The sequence below is a fragment of the Bacillus sp. EB V-12 genome (assembly GCF_056158125.1).
This window is the reverse complement of sequence record NZ_JBUXJL010000001.1, coordinates 1,109,354-1,131,604: the sequence shown is the minus strand read 5'-3', so window position 1 is coordinate 1,131,604 and position 22,251 is coordinate 1,109,354. Positions and strand designations below refer to the sequence as shown.

Genomic DNA, 22,251 nt, shown 5'->3' with positions numbered 1-22,251 from the left:
GAGCTTTCTTCAAAGAAAAACTTCCTATTTTCTTCTACTTATCCTACCCGAAAAGTAACTAAGATGAAAATTTTGATAATTATATCTACTATTATAGAATTATCCCCTTCTTGTAGCTATTCCACTAAAGTTCATGCTTATATATTGATTCTCTGATTTATTATCACCAATGTTGATGAATTCATGCATTGCTTATTCTATACACAAATTGCTTTTTGAATTATCTTTTCAGAATAAGTAAAGAAGGCTTTCTCTTTTATGCACTTCTTCCCTACCAGTCTTTAATTTGCCTTTAATCAACAATAAGAACAAATCTTCAATATAGTACATCTTCTTTGAACTACCCCCACTTTCACTTCGTTTAGAAGTGAGGGATTCCTAAGTAAAGAGTTCTATCGAACTCTAATTGATTAGGCTAACCCCGCAGTCCTTGCGGTTAGAAGCCTTATCGCTTCACTCTTTAGATTGATACTTGCGTTAATATCCCTATCATGGTGTGTACGACAAGAAGGACAGTCCCATTCACGTAGGTTTAGATTTTTAACGTCTTTATTTTGATATCCACAACAAGAACATAATTGGCTAGAAGCAAATGTTTTCGATACGACAATGACTTGTTTGCCATACCATTTTGCTTTGTATTCTAACATTTATCGAAATTGCAACCAAGATACCTCACTAATTGCTTTTGCTAACTTATGATTCTTTAACATATTCGATACTTGCAAATCCTCTATACCGATAACATCGTGGTTTTTGATGATTTCAGTTGAAATTTTGTCCAAGTAATCTTTTCTAGTATTTGATATGTATTCATGAATTCTAGCTACCTTTACTCGTTGTTTATTCCAGCGAGAAGATCCTTTCATTCTTCTAGAAAGAACACGCTGTGCTTTCGCCAACTTATCTTCTAATGATCGGAAAAACTTCGGATTTTCATAGTGTGTTCCATCTGACAAAATAGCGAAATCTTTTAGTCCTACATCTATTCCAATGTAAGAATGTGTTTTCGGAAGTTCTTGTACTTCTGTTTCAACTAATAGTGACACAAAATATCTACCAGAAGGGTTCCGTCTAACAGTAGCATTTACAATACGCCCCTCTACTTCGCGACTTTTGGCAAATCGAACAAGGCCTAGTTTCGGCAACTTTATTTTGTTCCCTACAACGGCAATGTTTTCATTTGTTTGTTTTGTGGTATAAGATTGTACGTTGTTCTTCTTAGATTTAAAGCGCGGTGCGCTGTTTTGTTTTTTGAAAAAGCGCGTATAAGCATCCGCAAGGTTGCGAACAGACGACTGAATCGCAATACTATCCACTTCTTTTAGCCAAACAAGCTCTTTCTTCATGGCAGGTAGTTTGGCAGAGCATATACCATAGGTCAAGCCTTTTCCTGTCTCTTTGTATGCGTGATCCCATAAGGATAAAAAATGATTGAATACAAAGCGAGAACACCCAATCGTTTTGTTGATTAGAATTGCTTGTGCTTGATTTGGATAGATACGAAACTTATAGGCTTTATTAATCATTATTTGATTCACCTCCATTTCGGTATATGACTATTATACACCAAACGTACATTCGATAGATAGTAGAGTAATACTTTCTATATGTCGAACAATTAAGATGGCTTCCTGCCATCTCTTGTTCGAGGCCAATTCATCTCCCACCTACTCACTGGACTGTGGCCCTTCACGCCCCTTGAGGAAGGAGTCTTCTTGGCTAAAATGATAAAATAAAATAAAACAAAACCATACGTAAGATAATTTCACTATTACAAATAATGAGATGTTCTGTTTCACCTTTTTACATTATCTAAAAAAGAACTTATAGGAATTCTTACAAGTTCTTTTTTGTTTTCTTTATTGTCTTCTTATTTACATACGCAAGATTTATATATTTTATCGGATACATACTATATGTATCCGATAAAATAATTTAAAAATTAATATGTAATTGATCCGTTTTAAGAAAAGGAAATTTCATAAATCTTCAATCACAGTTTCTAAGTTCACCTGATAGAACGTATAAAGACTCATATCATCTTTTGATAATTTTTGGATGTTTTATTCTAAGTATATTCGACACAAATTGATTGTTTTTTATGAATTTTCTTGAAAAATATTGTAATATCACTCCATTTTTTCTTCTATTTTGTTATGATGTTTATAATTAAATTGGATTAGGATTTTTTTAGAAAATGGGGGCGTATATTATGAGTGTTTCAGTAAAGGGAAATGAGCAATTAACCTCTCTATTGAACGACTGGTATCGAGCTATGCTATCTCAACAAGTTATAAAAGCTACTAATCTAAAAAAGAAAATTGATGAAAAAATTAATAAGTTAAGCATTGAGCCGGATCAAGAACATCAGGATCAAAATTTGTTACTATACTATTCACTACTCGAATTTCGTTACAAGGTCTTAACAGATAGCCTTGGTATTCAACAAAATAGTTTTGATACTATTAGCGATTATGATATGCCTACAGATCAATTTCTACAATTCTATTATCATTTTTTCAAATCCATTCATTCCACTTTTATATCTAATTATACTGAGGCAGAGGAACATTATAAACTAGCAGAAAAAATATTGGTAGCTATACCAGATGAAATTGAACATGCTGAATTTTACTATAGAATTGCTACTTTCTATCACCATACCTATAACAATCTCGCTTCTATCGAGTACGCAAATAAATCGAGAGCAATCTTTTCAAAGTACGAAGGTTATGAAGTAAAAACAGCCTTTTGTAATAGTTTGCTAGGTGGTTGCTGCATCTATTTAAAACAGTACGAACAAGCAGAAGAATATCTACATTGCGCAATTGATTTACTACAAAAAAATAGGGAAGAAGATTCCTTGTTATACGTAAAAAATACTATGGGGTGGCTGTATTCTGATCAAAGTATGTCTACTTTAGCTATTCGTCACCTTTCAGAAGTAACAGAGAAAATCCCTACACACTTCAAGGCCATCTTCCTACAAGCTAAGGAACATTATAAGTTAGGAGAACAATCAACGGCCAGCCAACTCATTGATAAGGGACTACAGATTTGTAGAGAAATTCATAACGAAGAATACACACACCACTTCTCTATTTTAAAAAAATTAAACGAAAATATTCCATTGGAAGAATTAGAAAAAATCATTCAAGAAGGAATCTTATACTTTGAGGAAGAAGAATTATGGGAATATGTTGTCGAATACGCCGAATTATTTGCCACAAAATGTAGACAATTAGAGAACCACCAAAAAGTAAGTGACTATTTCCATATTTGTTATCAAGCAAGACAAAAATCAATCGCAAAAGGAGTGTTAAAATAATGAAAAAAATTAGCTTATTATTATCAGGCATTGCTTTTATTGGGGTATTAACGGTGGGAATTTTTCAGTTTTCTAAAACAGATCAGCTTGCTACTCATGGGCATTATCCTGCTCCTTCATATAGTGTTGGCGATTATGGTGGTGCACCACCACAAATTTAATGTACATGTATTTAAAAACCCTCCAAATGGAGGGTTTTTAAATGGCTTATCTGCTTGTTCAATACGCATAGAGAGTACAATACTTATTTACTATGTTATAAGATTTTTCATTTCCACTCTGTAACAAGATTCTAGCATTCTCTCCTAGAATCTCAACTTAAATCTTAAATCCACCAATTAACTCTTGAAGTTCTTCCGCCATCTGTGCTAATTGTATTGCTGAAGAATTTATCTCTTCCATAGAAGCATGTTGTTCCTCAGATGAACCAGCTATCGTTTGCATACTTGAAGAATTTTCTTTTACAGCCATAGCTATTTGATCAATCGATGTATCAACTTTCATTGCATCAGTTGTCATTTTATTTGATAGTTCTACCATACCATGCACTTTTGATACAATATCATTTGCAGATTTTGAAATCTCATAAAAACTTTGTTTTGTATCATTCGCAACCTTAATTCCCGACTGTACTTCTACGCCTACTTCATTCATAGCTTTTACAGTCTCATGTACGTCTGCTTGTATTTCCTTAATTAAACTTCCAATTTCCATTGAAGATTCGGATGATTGCTCCGCCAACTTTCTAACTTCATCAGCAACAATTGCAAACCCTCTCCCCTGTTCCCCAGCTCTAGCTGCTTCAATCGCTGCATTTAATGCTAATAAATTTGTTTGTTCCGCAATATTTTGAATCGCTTCTAATATACTGCCAATTTGCTGTGATTTCTTATCTAATAATTTTATGACATTATCGGATTGAGAAACAGAGTGATGGATAGACTGCATTTGTGTTACAGTTTGTTCTACTAATTGTTCACCTTCATTGGCTTTTTGTTTAGTGTATATGGATGAAGCCGATACTTCAGAAGCATTCTCAGCTACGTATTGAATATTTCGTGTTACCTCACCAATTAATTCAGCTCCAGACTCAACTTCATTATTTTGAACCTCTGCACTGTTCGAGATTTCTTCCATCTCTTTTGTAATTTGTTCTGTCGCAACACTTGCTTGCTCTACACTAGCAGTTAGTTCCTCAGAAGACGCAGCTACATGTCCTGCAGATGTGTTAATTTGAGAAATAATATTACGTAACGACTCTGCCATTGTATTGAAACTACCACCTAATTGACCAAGTTCATCCTTTGAACGAATATCTATTTTCTCGGTTAAATCTCCTTGACTAATTCTTTGAGCTGAAATGACTAATTGTCTTAGTGGAGTAATTATAGATTTGAGTATGAATAGAATTACAATTCCACCTAACAATAATGAAGCACCTATTATAGTGAGCGTTTTATAAAAAATAGGATTGGTAGCTTCTTCAATTTCTTTCGTAGGCATTACGCCAGCTATTTTCCAACCTGTTTTTTTATTTGTCTTAAAGCTTATGTTTCGATCTTCACCATTGAGGCTATAAGTAATTACTCCATCTTCTGTCTTGTACAATTCATCCACTAAAGTTTTATCTAATTTCTCTCCAGGTTTTAGTGATGGATGAACAACTATAGTTTTATCTTGACTAACTATAGATACAAATCCTTGCTTCCCAATTTTTATCATTTTGGATGTTTTTACGATATCTTTAATATTCAAATCTACGCCAATGACACCACTTTTATCTGCATTCTGCTTTGCAATTGCAATTACCATATTTCCTGTAGACTTTGACTTATATGGAGATGAAACAATAATCTCTCCATCTGCTTTTACTGCATCCTTATACCAACTGCTTTCTAGCGGATTAAACCCTTCTGGTATTTTTCCAACAGGTGCATGAATAAATTGATTGTTACTGGATGCCGTATAAATCGTTTCTATCTCTGGATGTAACTGTATATATTGATCAAATTTATTCTGTACATTTTGCGATTGTTCAGGATTATAATCCCCTTGTGTGAGTACCTTTGCAAAATGAGTGATATCTGTATGCTTATTTTCTAATTCATCATCAACAATCTTATCTAAAATACTTATATTATCTTTTGCTGATTGTAGAATTGTTTCATTAAGATCTGTTTTTGCCTTATTATAAGATGATACTCCTACGATAAGGCTTGGTATAATTAATATTGCTATAAATGCCATAGACAACTTCGTTTTAAGCTTTATTTGCCCCAATCTTTCTTTTATATTAAACACTAGCTACTTCTCCTTTTCATTTTTACTACTTATATAGTTTATTTAAATTTTTCTCCTTTACTTTTCCACATTCATTTATGGTACCATTCGAAATGAAACCACAATTACATCCCATTATCCGCACTTTATAATTTAGAGATTTAATTTTCACAGACAGAGTTTTATCTGTCCTCCTTTCGAATATGTTATTTTTCTAGATTCAGCAATTATTAGACTACGAATTATTCCAAATAAACTTGATACAACATATGCTTCATTTAAAAAATAATTATTGGATTTGTTTGGATAAAAATCTAGTTTAGCGCTAATCCAATCGAATGAAATTCTTACCATAATACATTCACTAAACAAAGTAAATTTATTTCTTTTAATACTTATATTTAACTGCCTTTTAACCATTCTAACTGTATTATTTCATCGTTTTATCTATTTATTACAACCACTTTCGTTTTATTGAATCACTAAACTATAAATTCTAAATAGGAGAATAAAATAAATTAGAGAATTACATTGTAACATATATATATAAGTGGTTAATATTAAAATTTAAAACTTTACTATTTTTCATATGCAATATTACATGCGAAAAGCCATATTTTTTTTGTTATACTATGCATGTGGATTTTTCATCCAAAATCCACCCAAACGTATATTTATGTATATGCCACCCTAATTGATGAAAGTGAGAAGAATGTTTATCATTTTTCTCACTTTTTTATTTAGGCTCTGTTAATATTGATTATTGATAAAAAGTATTAAATAAGGGAAGACACCTTAGAGTTGGTGCTTCCCTTATTTGTTGATTATTCAAATCTAAAATAGGTATTTTCTAAACCTATTCTTTGCTTTAATGTTCTGCCCAAAGCATAATTATTTGGTAATTTTTTTCAATGACACAAATAATATAACCTACTTTTCCTGTTGTTAAATTAGTTAGTTATAAGTAGTTAGTGTTGTCGTAGATATAAGAAATAATATATCCATAGAAATTATTTTCTTTATCTTCTCTATTCATACCAACATTGTACAACCTAACTCTTGCTCCTGCCCAAATTTCATCATCATCATCAACATTACTTAAAGGCATCCATTTCGAGTTATCCAATATTTCACCCTTTTCTTAATTCATTCGTTTATACACGAATGTTGCTAGACACAAACTATCATAAGCATCCGTCATTTCATTGATTAGACGACCACCGACAGAGAAAAAAGACTCAACATAGCTTTTTACCCATTAAAACACTTGCTCTTTTAGTTATTTTTACATTTTGAATCTACGAAAATGAATTCCCTTATAAAAACTCTAACAGAGAATCTTCCTTCCAAATTTCACCTAGGGAATTATTTGTTTTCCAAAAAACCTACCAACATCTTTATCAACTCATTTTAGAATATTTAAACAATAATTCCATATACATTATCTGCATAAATTATTCATTTTCTTTTATATAAGACCTACCTTTTTACTTCTGATAAATTATTAAACATTGGATTATTATACATAAACCCCAAAAACATGCGGTATTTTGTAGAATTTTGTCTATCAATATGTATGTACACCCTTTTGTAGTGAATATAGACTGTGAGGTGTAAGGAGATACCTTACAAAATAATAAAAAGGAGATTATAGAATGAGTAGATTAACAAAATTCTCAAAGTTAGTATTTTCAACTTTAATCGCGGGAAGTAGTCTAAGCACCTTTGTTTCGTCACACAATGTACAAGCTGACACCTTAGATCCTAATTACCAAGACAATGTAAAATTCATACCACCTTCTAGTGCTAGACCAACATTGGAACAAAAAAACACTATTGTTCCAGAAGCAAAAGTTGTTAAAAACCATTATGTAAAGTACTCTAAAGCACATTTCCAAACTAAAGAAAGTATACCAAAAGAGATTTATTATTCTTCAGAAGGCTTTAAGGGCTATATACAGGCAAGTACCGTTTGGGATATGGGAGATCATTTCGCAACACTATATTCCGGAACCGTTATTCGATGTTAGACTTTTAATCCATTCTCCCCTAATGCTTCAAATGATTAATAGCTCACTGCCAATACTGTAATATCTATTGTTCATAAAATAAACCACAAAATCTTTCGATTTCATGGTTTATCAAATATAAAGATAATGCTAAACGAATACTCTAACATTACCTTCCCCAAAGTTAATTATAGAGTATTTTCAAAAAAAAGACACTCTTGTAGTGTCTTTTTTATAGTATTTTAAAAAGAATTCCACCTACTAACACCTTTTTGCTGCGCCTATTCGTTTATTTCAATATGATACTTTTCCATCTCGTATATGCAATAGACAATGATAGCTAAACTCCAACTGACACTATAATAATTATGTGTGTAGAAGTCATATCCCGCTTTAATACCTTTCTCTATTACAACTAATGTAAATCCTAAAGCCACCCATCTGTTAATTTTCATCTTTATAAACGTTAAAGAGATAATTATTAAAAATAAAATATTTGTAAGATGATTTATCATTAGCTCATATTTTTGAATGTATACTGCCATTATACAAGCAACGATATTAGTCGCAATGCCAAAGGCAATCACCGCTCCCCAAACCCTGTCCGAAAGTCCCACTCCTGAGTCAGTCCCTTCCTAAACAAATATCCCTTTCTTTAATTCGTTCCTACACCCTATTCAAGATATGCTAAATTATCCTTGTCTGATGAATATCTATTTATCTTTTCATATAGAGCAAACAAAATTTCTACTCATAATTTTTTCTTTATTAGACAAACTATGTCTAAGCCGTTTGAACTAGCGGCTTCACTCTTCTGGTAATGGGATAGCACAATTTATTGAATTGACTAACTCATTCAACCCACTGGCACCGGCAGGCAACAAAATAGTTGTCTGCCATTTTCATGTATACTTTTTCTAATTTCATTTCAAACCAAGTGTGTGCTGTACTGATTTCAAAAGGACAGAATTTCATTTTTTAAAATGTAAAAAAGATAAGGTCCTGTCTACTTTTGGTATAGGACTTTTTCTTTTCACACATACTATTTTTGAACCTGTTTACCAATACGTGTCCTAATGGTGTCTTGAATTCCTCCTAAAAAGGGCTGCAGATACGACTGCATGCCCTTTTATTTACGTTGCTTCTCTATATTGAATAAAATAATTAAAAACTAAAAATGTAATATTACATATTTTTTCTGTTCAGATTATGTTAGGATTTACTTCGTAGTCGAATTATAGTTTCGTATCTAATTCAGCAATATGTGAACTGTTTACCTAAAGAAAAGACACCCAAAAGGTGTCTTTTCTTCTTTTAATCTAAAAAACATTTTTTCTTTTCAGTAAGATCCAATTATCCCTCTAACCTAAACCTCATAATTAAAGGCAATTTAATCATGGTACTCAAGAGTTTTCATCCATTTCAATATACCTATAGCTTAATTTAAAATCACATTTCCAGCACTATATTTGCTTTCCTACAGATTTTCTGTCTTGTTCTTAATTCTGTCAAAATCCTCATGTAGCTATACAAAGAATATATGCTACTATGATATTAAGAAACTATGCGTTCCCTTAACCCTGTATCCGGCCCTGTATTTATTACAGGGTCTTTGTTTATTTTATTTACTTTTATTGGCTTATAAGGGTTAATACACAACCAATTTCAATTAAAATCGTTTAAATGTTAGTTAGAATTTGAAATAATATATCTATTAACTTTTTTAACAAATGTAATCTAATATTAAATTTCTAAATCTATACTGTACTATACACCAGTTAACACTATATAAATAGTATTAACTATCTTAATTGAATATTAGTAATAGTAAGTATAAATATTATCAATTTACTACATCTTACATTTATGTAAAAATAAATACATGTTAAGCTTTTTCAAAATCTTTCCCCTAATAAAGATTTGAAGTAGCATTTCATGATTCTCCTTACTGTTAATATGCCTTGAAAAAGAACCCTATAGGGTTCTTTTTCTTCTCATTATAACCTCAGTAAGTCCATGCAAAAAGGACTGCTAATTATTTGCAGCCCTTTTACACGTTAATATACACTTGTATTAGGTATTTATACCAACTAAACATGCCATTATCATTTAGATATATAACACTTCAAAGTTTAGAAGTATACAATAACAAATCTTTCCCAACTTCCAGCTACATAACTAGTAGCTGTTAATTCTCTACCACCATTTGCTGATATATATCTACCATTACTTAGTGCTTGTAATACATATATCCTATTGTCTCCACCATTATATAAGATAAACTTTTCCCATGCACCAATTGATGTACTATCTGCTACTACTCTACCATTTGGCTCAAACAAAACATACTTCCCATTACTTTTAGTTTTTAAAGCGTACGTATATAATTCCCCAGTCGGAATTAATTCGAATTTCTCCCATTCATTAACTGCATTACGATTTGCTATTATATTTCCCGAAGGCTCAGCCGAAACATATTGTAAATTTGCTGCCTGTATAGCAACTGTCCAACTTCCATTTTACTTTAAAGGTTTAAACAATTGTGACCACATTTGTTTAAACCTCCACAATTTTTTCTAAGCTATTCTCTAAAAATCTTATTTTTCGTTGTAAATAAACCTGATTGGTACTCTTTATGCAAAAGAAAAGATGGAACCTTTAATTCAACTCCACCTTTTTTCGAAATAAAAAGCATCTAATTCTATTTGAATTAGATGCTTATATTTAGTCCTTAAACCTAATATTCTAAACTATTTACGCGTTTGTAAATCTTTTTTTATTACATCCCAGAGTGAATTATCTTGACGCATCGGTTTACCCTCTTCATCCCATTTTATTTTTTCTGTTCCCAATTCATAATTCATCCCTGTCCATGTGTCTTCACGGAATGCATAGAATGATTTATGCCATCCTTTTTGGTTAAAGATAGAAATAAGATCTTGCATGTATTGGGTAGCACCTGGAACAGTACGGTTAATTCCAAACTCCTCTGCAATAATTCGATTAGATGGTACATGATTTTTCTTAGACCATTGTTGAATTGGCTTCAAAAACTTCTCTAATCCCTGTCTATTCCACATTACAGGTTTCTCTAAATCCCCTACTTTTACTAATCCTGGATATTGATATTCCTTGTTTTGTTTTTCACCTTGGCTCGTTAATTCATATGGTTCATACATATGAAATGCGTATAGTGTTTTTTTATCCTCTACTGGTTTTAAATATTTAAAGGCCCATGGAGTAGCATATAAACCTGAATCTAAAATAATCGGTGTTTCTTTGTCCACTTCACGAATGGAGTTAATCACCTTTTCATAAAATCTGTTTAAATCAGCTGTCGTTCCTTTTACTTTTGCATACCATTTCTCGTAATCTTCCGTCCAAAAATCATTATATCTATTATTTTTAGCTGTTTCTGGATGTGGTTCATTTATAATATTATAACCAACCACCGCGGGGTGATCTTTTAGTTCCAGAGCGAGGTCCTTCCAAAATTGACTTGCTTGTTCTTGATACTTCTCTTCTTCCCATATTCTGTCGTCATTCTTATTATTATTAAATTGGCGCCATCGATCACCAGGTAAGGATAACATTGTAAGAACGACTTTCATTCCTTGTGATTGTGCGGCATCTAAATCCGCCTTTAATTTTTCTAGATCTTCCTTTACTAATCCCCGATAGTTATCTGCATTACCTATCAGAAAATCCTTTCCAGAAGTATCTGGTTTATCCTCAAATAGAAAATCTTTATCTTTTGCCCATTTATCAGGTGCTAAACGTACATATTCAATATTAGCTTCTTTTGCACTTTTATAGTTTTCAGGTAATGACGTACTATTCATGAAATTAGTACCCTTTCTTTTCGAATCCCAAAAACTAATTTTTGAATCGCCCTTGTGGTATGTATCAGCTCTTACATTCATTTCCTGTACTCCAAAACTCATCATGCCTAATAACGCAACAATTGGCAAAACTTTTTTCACAACTTTTCCTTCTTTCTCTTTATATTTAACACACATAACATACCTTTGTTTTGTTACAGGAATATGGCAATTTTCCAAAAATACCTTTTAAATTTATACATTGGTAGTTCATTCATAAAAAAAGAAAGAGATAATTAGAACGTTGCTTCATTTTAAAAGAAACAAAAAAGGAATCCTTTACGGATTCCTTTTTGCAATGCACTCTTTTTCAAATGGTACATTTTGCACCTACTTTTAGTATAACTTATAATTCCTATAAAATAAATAAGATTAACTGAAATTTACTTCAAATTGTGATAAAAAACATAATTAAGAAGCGCAGATAACTAAATATCATCCCTTTATTAAATAAAAAAGATTAAATAATTCCCCCTCCAAACTAGGACCCCTTTACACTTTTTACAAATATTGTTATAATTAGATAAACTAAAGCATTATCCCATTAACAAAGGGACTCCATAATTGGAGTCCTTTTGTTAATTAGCTATTAAAAATGATAGCATGTGATTATTGTATAATTTCTTCCTTTTTTAGATCTGCATATTCTTCTACGAAATCCCATAAACCTTGCTTTTCGAAGTAAGAAATACTTTTTTCACTTCTTCTAAGAGTTTAATTGCTTCATCTTCATTAAGAGAACGTAAAATATTGAAATGATATACATACTCTTCATTTCCTAATTCCATACAAACTGCTAATCCTTTTTCAATAAGTTCTTTTACAATATTTGTTTTTCTTAGCTTATAGTGTTCACGCGCTTGTAAGAACACTGCTTTAAAATGGGCAATATTCTTCTCTGTGACTTCTGATAAATGACGAATTGCTAATTTAGATAAATTTTGAGTTGCATATAATAGTCCTAGATTATGCCTTACTATTAAAATCAATTTTTCTTCATTATGTTTTTGCAAAAGGTCAATGGAACGATTGAAATGTTCTTCCGCTTTTTCAAATTGCTTTAAGAATATACGAGCTGTCCCTAATGCGGTTTCACAAGAAGCAACTTTCACCTCATATCCCATTAGCCCTAAATACAAGGAATATAGATACTTATTTTACTTTCAAAGGCTGAAACCTTGCTGCATAACTACTGAAAATAAAGTGAAAAGACGTTCAAATCCATATGGATAGATCGTCTTTTCACTTTATTTCATACATATACTGATTTTTCACTTATTCATTTTGTATTGTACTTAAAAAACCAATAAATTCATCTTCATTTACAGGTTTACTGTAGTAATAGCCCTGAATTAGATAACATGCATTACGTTGTAACACTGTTAATTGTTCCTTCGTTTCTACCCCTTCTGCTATCACTTTCATGTTTAAAGTATGAGCAAGTGAAATAATGGTTTGTATAATTTCATCTCCATCAGTAGAAGTTCCAATCCTATTAACAAATTCTCTTGGAATTTTCAAAGTATCAATTGGATAAAGAGGCAGATACGCTAATGAAGAATAACCTGTACCAAAATCGTCAATTGATAAATGTACACCATATGATTTTAATGCTTTTAACTTCGATAAGGTTTCCTTTTCATCTACCATTGCTATTCGCTCTGTTAATTCCAAATCAATCGAATTAGCAGGTACTCCTATCTCTTCTATGGTAGATATAATGGTTTGAACAAAATCTTTCTGTTCAAACTCTATAGCTGATAAATTTATCCCCATCTTTAGATTTGAAAAGTCCGCAGAATGCCATTCTTTCAGTTGTTGACACGCTTTCTGTAACGTCCACTTCCCAATTGAAATAATCTGCGCCGTTTCTTCTGCGATAGGTATAAACTCAAAAGGAGAAATCAGTCCAAGCTCTGGATGTTGCCAACGTATTAAAGCCTCTGCACCAATAACCTTACCTGCCTTACTATCAATTTGTGGTTGATACAATAAAAACAACTCATTATTTTCAATTGCATTTGGTAAATCCTGTTCTAATCGTAATCGACGAGTTACTTTTTGAGATAATGTCTCGTCATACATACAAACAGCATTGTTACCTTTTTCCTTTGCGCTATACATAGCGATATCAGCGTGTTGTAAAAGTGTAGTAGTATTTATTCCTCCAAATGGATACACTGCTATTCCTATACTAAGAGATAAGTAAAAACTATGCTGATTTACTACAAATGGTTCTTCAGTTATACGAAATAGAGTTTTACACAAATCCAATAGCTGTTGCTCTGTTTGGTTATGGACAATGATCGCAAACTCATCACCACCTATTCTTGCTAGAGGAATAGTCGGTGACAGACATGTCCTAAAACGTTTGGCAACTTCTTTTAAAACCTTGTCACCAATCGAATGACCCAATGTATCATTAATAGTCTTAAAGCGATTTAAATCAATATACAGGAGCCCAAACTTATCCTGTGTTTTTTGTGCACGCTTAATAGATCTATCTAATTCTTGTTGGAAGAATATACGATTTCCAATCTCCGTCACCGTATCATGGAATGCAAGGTAATTTATCTCTTCCTGTTGTTGTTTCATCCTTGTTATGTCTTTTACCATTACATAGCTCCCAAAGGTTTGTCCTTCTATCATAATAGGAACTATAGTGACATACCAAAAGAGTATATCTTTCTCATTGTTATTTTTCACACGTAACTGTAGTGAAGATGAACTACATCGTTTCCCTTTCTTTATAGCTGCTTCCAATTCAGATTTATCTTCATCTAAAAAAATAGAGAAGCACTCTTTCCCTATCAATGCAGCACTTTCTTTTCCTAATAACATACTTCCAGCCTGGTTTATATTTAATACGATACCGTTTGAATCAATCGTTAAAATAGGATCCGGATGATACTCATATAATGACTTAAATCTTTCTTGATTTTTTATTAAATCATTAGATTTATTTATTAAATCCCTTGTTCTTTGAGATACTGTTTGTTCTAATTGATTATTAAACACTTTTAATGTTTTAGTTAACTCTTTGTTTTGCATTCGTACGATTGTATGACGAATCAGTACAAATACAAAAGCAATACAATTTCCCGTAATTAATGTAGCTGAAGAAGTTTGCTCTTTCAAAGTAAAGCCAATTAAGACTGCAACTGCAAGATAAGGGAATATACCAAGAAGTTTCTCTCCAAATGTCGGATTAATAATAAAATAATTTCTTTTAGAAGAAGCATCCTTTGGGATTGTAGCAGCAATAGCGATAAATAATAGGAAAACTCTATACAAACACCTTAAAAATATAACTGAACGCTCTGACAAATCACCTTGTAAGTAAAAATACAAATAGTCCGTAATAGCCAATCCAGTTAATACTAGGATAAAAATAAACAATTTACTTTTTGCATTGAAAATAGCAGGTCGAAAGATCAGTGTAACTCCAAGTAATAGAAGCAATAAATCTATAATCGGAAAAATAAATGAGAGAAAAACATCTCCAATTGATAAGAATAAAATATTTGCAGATGGTTTATTAAATAGGTACCACTCTAATGTAAAAATAGCAGTAACAACAATGCATAAATCACAAAGTAAATACGCTTTCTCCCATTTGTTACATTCCATCATAATTTTATAAAAGAACGCAAAAAGAAAGAAGAATAAGAAAAACAGTAGAAATACATCAGAAATATTAAAATTTTGTATTGGTAATTCTACATTAAGTACTTGAAAAGCGGATATGAAATTTCCTATCAAAAAACACCCTATTGCAATAGTAATGCAAACCCAGAATACTCCTAACTTAATTTTTTGGGATAATATAGAATACAGTAATGAGATAAATACAGTAGTTTCAACGACTAAAGATGATAGTCGGATATTAAAATCTGATACGAAATAATGATTCGGAAAAACAAATAAAAATATAAAGCAAAAGCTTATATAAGTTATTAAAGCCAATATCAATACATAAAATTGCACATATACATGTTTACGCAATGGATTCACCTTCTTGATTTTTCTATACTTTTATTAAAAAATGGCTTGATGGTGGCACAAGTCCTACTAATTAAAATGTGTGCTATCTATTATCCATATTATGACCTTTTTAAAAGATTTCTTTCTACACACAACAATCTTATTAACTTTTTGTAGATGTTTACAATTATCAACACTGAGGATTCTAAAAAGGATAAGCTGAAAAATGTAATTTTTTAAGTATTTGAGCATCGTAAATTTGGCGGGTACAACTTATCTACTCTTTACATATGAGATAGAATCTACTCCTCTATTGGATTATAGTTGCTATCTGTCATACTTAAAAAGGAATGAAAATATACTATCATTAAAATAGAAATTCAAATTAGTTTACGAAACTAACTGTAACTATTATAGTTACACAAAAAGTTGATGTCAATTTCATATCCTCCCTTTTTAACGGACAAAAGACATGACCTATTGAACAAAAATGTGATGTTTATAAAAAGGGCGGTAAAGTTTTATCTCCTTACTCAAAGAATTATAAATGATTTAGAATTAGATGAAATTGAAGCCAATATTGCATCTCCCTAAAAAGAATGTTACTCTAAAAATAGAATTATGAAAGGAATGATGGATGAATAATGATTAACTAATTTATATTTTAAGTTGAATTTTATAACTTCAAACTACAAAATATAGGGTTAGTCTATCCATTTTTAAAATTCAGTTCATACTTTATTTGTCATGATTCAAATGATTAATAAGCACTTATTAAGTATAGACGAAAGACTAATCCTTCCGATTACAAATTGGGGGATTTTTTTATTCCCGTTTGTCTTAGTTGAAACTTACTAATTGTTAAATGTACTTCACAAATAAAGGAGCGAGAAAAATGAGTACTTCAGATACTATTGTTACACATGTAATGCTCTATATAAGTCGTTAATATCCATCAAACTTATATAGAGGAATTAAAAAATGGATGGATGTTCCGACTTTATATGAAACGTTTCGATATATAAAGGAGGAATTATTATGTCAATGATAAAGGTCCAAGACTTAACTTTTTCATACCCAGGTAGCTTTGATAATATTTTTGAAAGTGTAAACTTCCAAATAGATACGGATTGGAAGCTAGGATTTATTGGTAGAAACGGACGAGGTAAAACGACATTCTTTAATTTATTGTTAGGGAAATATGAGTATAGCGGGAAAATCCTTGCTTCAGTAGAATTCAATTACTTCCCCTACTCTGTTTCAGATAAGAACAAATTCACTCATGAAATCCTTGAAGAAATTTGTCCCCAAGCCGCAGATTGGGAACTTCTACGTGAGATATCCTATTTAAATGTTGATGCTGAGGTCATGTACAGACCATTTAAAACATTATCAAATGGGGAACAAACAAAAGTGTTGCTTGCTGCACTGTTTTTAAATGCGGGTCAATTTCTATTAATTGATGAACCAACAAATCACTTAGATACAGATGCACGAAAGATAGTCTCCGATTATCTAAGGAAGAAAAAAGGATTTATTTTAATTTCACATGACAGAATCTTTTTAGATGGGTGCGTTGACCATATCCTATCTATTAATAGAGCAAATATTGAAGTTCAAAGTGGTAACTATTCTTCTTGGAAATTAAATTTTGATAGACAGCAAGAACACGAGAAGGCTACAAATGAGCGTCTACAAAAAGACATAGGGCGATTAAAACAGTCTTCCAAACGTTCAGCAAGTTGGTCTCATGACGTGGAAGCTTCAAAAAATGGAACGAGGAATTCAGGCTCTAAGTTGGATAAGGGGTTTGTAGGACATAAAGCAGCCAAGATGATGAAAAGAGCAAAAAACCTTGAATCAAGGCAACAAAAAGCTATTGAGGAAAAATCAAAATTACTAAAAAATGTGGAAAAAACTGAGTCATTAAAATTGGAACAATTGCAATTTAAATCAAATGAATTGGTTACTTTAGTTGACGTGTCCGTTAAGTACAATGATCAAATTGTGAATGAGCCGATTAGCTTCATAGTTGAACAAGGTGACCGAATTGTACTTGATGGAACGAATGGGAGCGGAAAAAGTAGTATCCTAAAACTAATTCTAGGACATCCGATACAGCATACAGGCTTAGTTACTTTAGGTACAGGACTCATCATTTCCTATGTCCAACAAGATACTTCTCATTTGAAGGGATCGCTATCAGGCTTTATTGAAGAGCACAAGATTGATGAAACCTTATTTAAGTCCATCCTAAGTAAGATGGACTTTGACCGAATTCAATTTGAAAAAGATATATCTCATTATTCTGGTGGACAAAAGAAAAAACTGCTTATCGCTAAAAGTTTATGTGAAAAAGCTCATATATATATATGGGACGAACCACTAAATTTTATAGATATCTATTCCCGTATGCAGATTGAAGAACTTATTCAACAATTTAATCCCACAATGGTTATTGTTGAGCATGATAAAATATTTCAACAAACAGTTGCAACGAAAACTATATCTATGTAGCTCAAAACGAATACTTGAAAATATAATCATTAACTTGAGTCCTTGAATTATAAAAACTTTAATGAATTGATAAAAAAAGCCTAATTTCTCTACAATACATTGAGAAATTAGGCTTTAAATAGTAATAATAGAATTCATAAACACTGAATAATTTACACATTAGGTTTATCTGTTAATGCAGTAACAATTCTGTCCACTAAGTCTTCTGGCATCCATTCATGATTTGTATCATTCGTTTCATTTGGCCCTAAAAAATCAATAAACTTTTTAAACTTTGGAAATAAAACAATAGAAGTGATCCAATGTATCGTATGATTTATGGAGAAAAAATGAAAAACTCCTTGCTTTTCACCCTCCTGTAATATTTCTTTTAACTGTTCAAAATTACCTATAAAATATGGTTGCTATTTTAAATGCCATTCACACTTAAATATAGGAGTCTTCTTGGCTAAAATGATAAAAATAAGCACATCTTGTTATAAAAACAGATGTGCTTATTTTTTAATTTCTATGCATTTTTACGTTTTAAGAAAATCACTCCACCAACAATTAACAGTAATGCTCCTGCAGCCATAGAGATCCAACTTGTAAGATTAGTACCTGTTTGCGGTAACCATCCAATTTTAGATTGAATTTCTTTCTTAAGTTGTGGTTGTTCTTTTACTTGCTCGTTAGGTTGCTCTGGTGTTGGCGTATTTTTACCTGAATTTGGCTGTTCTGGTTTTGGTTGTTCCGATTTTCCCTCTTTAAATTTCACTGTTTGTCCCTTATCTTCAATTTCAGCGTGAATAGCTACTAATATATTATCTTGATACAGTTCTTCAAATACTACTACTTCTTTACCTTGTAATGCAGAAGCATTGAAAGTGAAGTCTAATGTGATAGAACCATTCTTCTCTTTAGCAGTAAACTTAGATTCTACTGTTACTTCTTTACCATCAACTAATAATGGCTTGTTTGTTGCTTTATCCATTAGTTTGCCTTTTACAACGTACTCTTTACCCACGATTAAGTCTTTGTATTCCACTTTATCTTGGATTGTTACAGATTTAGAAGCATCTAACTCTTTAGAACCATCAGCTTTGTTTGTTGCTGTCGTTTTAATAAAAGGTTCTACAAATCGAACTGTTTGACCTACATCGTTAATGTCAGCATGAGTTGCAATTACTTGACCCTCATGTAATAAATCTTCAAACACGACTACTTCTCTTCCTTGCTGTTCAGCACCAACAAAAGTAAAGTCTAATGTTACAAACCCATTCTTTTCTTTTGCAGTAAACTTCGTTTCAGCTGTTACTTCTTTTCCATCAATTAATAATGGTTTGTTAATAGCTTTGTTCATTAGTTTACCTTTTACAGTGTACTCTTTACCTACAACTAAGTTAGTATACTCCACTTTGTCTTGAATAGTGATAGAATCCTTTGAATGAATCTCTTTTCCACCATCAGCTTTGTTTGTTGCTGTCGTTTTTACTGATGGCTTAACGAACTTAACTGTTTGACCTTTATCATTGATATCAGCATGTGTCGTAACAACTTTTCCGTCTTTCAGTAACTCTTCGAATACTACTACTTCTTTTTCTTCTAAACCAGTTGCATCAAAAGTGAAATCTAGTGTAATAGAACCATTTGCTTCTTTTGGTGTAAACTTCGTTTCAGCAGTTACTTCTTTACCATTTACAACTAATGGTTTATTAGTCTCTTTATTCATTAATTTACCTTTTAAAGTGTACTCTTTACCTACTTGTAGGTCTTTGTATTCCACTTTATCTTGGATTGTTACAGACTTAGACGTGTGCATTTCTTTTGTACCATCTGTTTTATCAGTAGCTGTTGTTTTTATTGAAGGAATCTTTTCATCTTTGACAATGTGTTTAATGATTTGACCATTCTCTTTAATTTCAAAAGAGAACGTTTCTTCATTTAATACATAACCTTTTGGTGCAACAGTTTCTTTATATGTGTATTTTCCAAATGGTAACTTTTCAAATTTAGCGATTCCTTTATCGTCTGTTTTTCCTTTTACTACTTCTTTTCCTGCTTCGTTATAAATCGTAAATTCTGCATTTGGAAGCTTGTTATTTCCATCAGCTACATCTACCTTTGTAATTTCTAGATCACCTTTGATAAGATGATTAACTGCCAATAGCTCAATAATCTTTCCATGTTCCTTTATTTCGAACATAATTGGTTCTTTAACAAGAACGTAACCATTTGGAGAAACCTTTTCTACAAATGAATATTTACCATACGCTAAATCTTTGACGTTAATCTCACCATTTTTATCTGTCTTATATTCCCCAACTACTTTTCCACTTTCATCTTTCAATTCAAATACTGCACCTTCTAATTTTTTACTAATATCTTCATTATCTACTTTTAGTAATTTTATACTACCTTTCACTTCGGTATTTTCCACTGTAAAAGTAAGTGTTTTATTGTGCTCTTTAATTTCAAAAGGATACTTTGTTTTATTTCCAATATATCCATTAGGTGTTTTTGTCTCTAAGAAATAATATTTACCATACGTAAGACCTTCAACGTTTGCAATTCCATTTTCTTTTGTTACTACTTTTTTCACTTCTTTTCCATCTTCAGTGAAGACTGTGAATTCAACATTTGGTAAAATCTTTCCTGAATCACTAAGCTTTTTAATTTCTATGTTACCTTTTACTTTGTTATTTACTATTTGGACAGCTCCTGTTTCTCCTGTCTTAACTTCAATAGTTTGTGGTTTATCATCTGAAACATAGCCTGTTGGTGCTTTAATTTCTTTTAATGTGTAAGTACCAATTGGTAAGTTGTTTAATTCTGCCATACCATCAGCACCAGTCGTGATTTTTCCGACTGATTCATTATTTGCATTAAAGACCTCAAATACTGCACCAGCTAAAACTTCTTCATTTTCTCCAACCTTTTTAATTTTTAAAGAACCAGCTGCTTCCCAATTTACTGCAAGCTCACTACTAAGCTTTTCTTCATTTCTCTCTAATAGTACTGTAGCATTCTGAACAGTATCCGTACCACGGTAAGCAATTGCTTGAACTTTAGTTAAATTAGCAGCAACACTTAAATTAAATTCACCCGTTTTTGTATTCTTAGGAATTTGGATACGAAATTTTTCTCCAACTGAAAGCTGATCTTTCACTTCTCCATTTTCACTTACAATTCTAACTCCATTAGGTGCATTTTTCGCTACTACCCTATAAGAACCACTCTTAGCATTTGTTTGTACTGAATATAGATTTGTTTCGAAGAATTCGCCCTTTAATTCAGCTTTTTGCTTTTCAGCAGGAATCACATTCATAAAAACATCTTGAGTCTCTTCACTATTATTAGCATTACTAATAATAGCCTTAGCTGCTTTTTCAACATTTTTATTCTCATGTTTTAATTCATTTACATCGAGTTGACCTAATGCATTCCAAACCGCAAGTTGCGTTGCATAATGCGCTTCATTTTTATTAGCTACTCCCAGCTGTTCAGCACTTTTTTGCGGGAAACCATTTAATAAGACTCTATATACTACATTATCTGTTTTCCCCATTTCAGGAAGATCTTCACCATTTGGTGATTTTAATCCAAGGGTTAAGCAATAAGCAATTTGACCACTTGAATTTTTAATCATTTCAGTGCGAATGTACTTACCTAGACTATTACTATAACTCCAGTCCATTGAATATTTCTCATGCGTCATAACCTCTGCACTAGCCCTAGGTAAAAATACATTAAGGAATAATGCCAGTACTGATAATAATGTAAAAACTCTTATAATGACTCTCTTACCCAATTTTGTAACCTCCCTAGAATAAATTAATCCGAGTATATATCGCAATATCTAAAACATTCACGATCGACCCATTTATCATTATAAAACAATAAATTACAAATATTAAATAATTTTAATAAAATAGTCAAAAAATTTACACATTTTATTATTTATCAAGTTTTTTAACGAATTTACTATATACAAATTCTAAAACACGCCTACAATTTAAAAGACAAATATGTATGTTAAATATATAAATAGCAATTCCTTTACTCCAGTTATTAAGCTTTCCCCTATTAAAAATATCCTCTTCATTTTCTTGTTAACCTGAGTAACTTATACACCTCTTCTAATCTATTACACTCCTCCATTTAAATATAAAGGTGACTTCTCGTTCAAAGAATAAAGTGAAACTTTAATCCTCCCGATTCCCATCTAACTTCTTTGCTTTCATTGAATTTTTGGGCGGGAGTCTTACTG

The 22,251-nt window shown here is 31.6% G+C and carries 10 protein-coding genes and 4 pseudogenes; 4 read left to right on the top strand and 10 right to left on the bottom strand.

Annotation, left to right across the window (positions count from 1 at the left end; all coding sequences use genetic code 11):
- Positions 1-410: 410 nt before the first annotated feature.
- Positions 411-1,529: pseudogene (tnpB, locus tag ACZDYH_RS05835) on the bottom strand (IS200/IS605 family element RNA-guided endonuclease TnpB).
- Between the two features lie 686 nt (positions 1,530-2,215).
- Here tnpB and ACZDYH_RS05830 point away from each other — a divergent pair.
- Both ACZDYH_RS05830 and ACZDYH_RS05825 read left to right on the top strand, forming a co-directional pair.
- The gene (locus ACZDYH_RS05830) at positions 2,216-3,331 is read left to right on the top strand and encodes a Rap family tetratricopeptide repeat protein (RefSeq protein WP_000116953.1); all 1,116 of its coding nucleotides are present in this window, start codon (positions 2,216-2,218) and stop codon (positions 3,329-3,331) included.
- Complete coding sequence (locus tag ACZDYH_RS05825) at positions 3,331-3,492, top strand: hypothetical protein (protein ID WP_000724107.1); 162 nt, start codon at positions 3,331-3,333, stop codon at positions 3,490-3,492. Before ACZDYH_RS05830 ends, ACZDYH_RS05825 begins: the two co-directional genes overlap by 1 nt.
- Before the next feature lie 157 nt (positions 3,493-3,649).
- Here ACZDYH_RS05825 and ACZDYH_RS05820 read toward each other — a convergent pair whose 3' ends face one another.
- Both ACZDYH_RS05820 and ACZDYH_RS05815 read right to left on the bottom strand, forming a co-directional pair.
- The gene (locus ACZDYH_RS05820; RefSeq protein ID WP_140159054.1) at positions 3,650-5,632 is read right to left on the bottom strand and encodes a methyl-accepting chemotaxis protein; all 1,983 of its coding nucleotides are present in this window, start codon (positions 5,630-5,632) and stop codon (positions 3,650-3,652) included.
- Positions 5,633-6,435: 803 nt separating this feature from the next.
- Positions 6,436-6,719 (bottom strand): annotated as a pseudogene (locus ACZDYH_RS05815) (hypothetical protein).
- A 547-nt stretch (positions 6,720-7,266) separates the two neighbouring features.
- Here ACZDYH_RS05815 and ACZDYH_RS05810 point away from each other — a divergent pair.
- Positions 7,267-7,641 (top strand): hypothetical protein, encoded by a 375-nt coding sequence (locus ACZDYH_RS05810; RefSeq protein ID WP_000088972.1) that lies wholly within the window; start codon positions 7,267-7,269, stop codon positions 7,639-7,641.
- 260 nt (positions 7,642-7,901) lie between these two features.
- On the opposite strand, the gene ACZDYH_RS05805 is transcribed toward ACZDYH_RS05810, so the two are convergent.
- The 5 genes and pseudogenes from ACZDYH_RS05805 to ACZDYH_RS05785 form a co-directional block, all read right to left on the bottom strand.
- Positions 7,902-8,237: a hypothetical protein gene (locus tag ACZDYH_RS05805; protein WP_000524431.1), complete on the bottom strand. Its 336-nt coding sequence runs from the start codon at positions 8,235-8,237 to the stop codon at positions 7,902-7,904.
- A gap of 1,515 nt (positions 8,238-9,752) precedes the next feature.
- Positions 9,753-10,139: pseudogene (locus ACZDYH_RS05800) on the bottom strand (fascin domain-containing protein); the annotation flags it as partial.
- A gap of 231 nt (positions 10,140-10,370) precedes the next feature.
- Entirely contained in the window at positions 10,371-11,639 is a 1,269-nt protein-coding gene (locus tag ACZDYH_RS05795; RefSeq protein WP_002026152.1) for a glycoside hydrolase family 5 protein, read from the bottom strand.
- A 512-nt stretch (positions 11,640-12,151) separates the two neighbouring features.
- Positions 12,152-12,625, bottom strand: a complete 474-nt coding sequence (locus ACZDYH_RS05790) for a tetratricopeptide repeat protein (protein ID WP_002026151.1) — start codon at positions 12,623-12,625, stop codon at positions 12,152-12,154.
- Between the two features lie 151 nt (positions 12,626-12,776).
- On the bottom strand, positions 12,777-15,506 hold the full coding sequence (locus tag ACZDYH_RS05785; protein ID WP_434712506.1) for a putative bifunctional diguanylate cyclase/phosphodiesterase: 2,730 nt from the start codon (positions 15,504-15,506) through the stop codon (positions 12,777-12,779).
- Between the two features lie 1,017 nt (positions 15,507-16,523).
- Between ACZDYH_RS05785 and ACZDYH_RS05780 the strand changes: the two genes are divergently transcribed.
- Positions 16,524-18,002, top strand: coding sequence for an Lsa family ABC-F type ribosomal protection protein (locus ACZDYH_RS05780; protein WP_166695392.1), 1,479 nt, complete (start codon positions 16,524-16,526; stop codon positions 18,000-18,002).
- 152 nt (positions 18,003-18,154) lie between these two features.
- Here ACZDYH_RS05780 and ACZDYH_RS05775 read toward each other — a convergent pair.
- Positions 18,155-18,406: pseudogene (locus ACZDYH_RS05775) on the bottom strand (TetR/AcrR family transcriptional regulator); the annotation flags it as partial.
- A 104-nt stretch (positions 18,407-18,510) separates the two neighbouring features.
- Positions 18,511-21,792, bottom strand: coding sequence for a VaFE repeat-containing surface-anchored protein (locus ACZDYH_RS05770; protein ID WP_434712508.1), 3,282 nt, complete (start codon positions 21,790-21,792; stop codon positions 18,511-18,513).
- Between the last annotated feature and the right edge of the window lie 459 nt (positions 21,793-22,251).

Excerpts from the sequence above, each read along its gene's own strand:
- ACZDYH_RS05830 (WP_000116953.1), top strand. The coding sequence starts at position 2,216 with ATGAGTGTTTCAGTAAAGGGAAATGAGCAATTAACCTCTCTATTGAAC.
- ACZDYH_RS05825 (WP_000724107.1), top strand. The coding sequence starts at position 3,331 with ATGAAAAAAATTAGCTTATTATTATCAGGCATTGCTTTTATTGGGGTA.
- ACZDYH_RS05810 (WP_000088972.1), top strand. The coding sequence starts at position 7,267 with ATGAGTAGATTAACAAAATTCTCAAAGTTAGTATTTTCAACTTTAATC.
- ACZDYH_RS05795 (WP_002026152.1), bottom strand. The coding sequence starts at position 11,639 with ATGTGTGTTAAATATAAAGAGAAAGAAGGAAAAGTTGTGAAAAAAGTT.
- ACZDYH_RS05790 (WP_002026151.1), bottom strand. The coding sequence starts at position 12,625 with ATGGGATATGAGGTGAAAGTTGCTTCTTGTGAAACCGCATTAGGGACA.
- ACZDYH_RS05780 (WP_166695392.1), top strand. The coding sequence starts at position 16,524 with ATGTCAATGATAAAGGTCCAAGACTTAACTTTTTCATACCCAGGTAGC.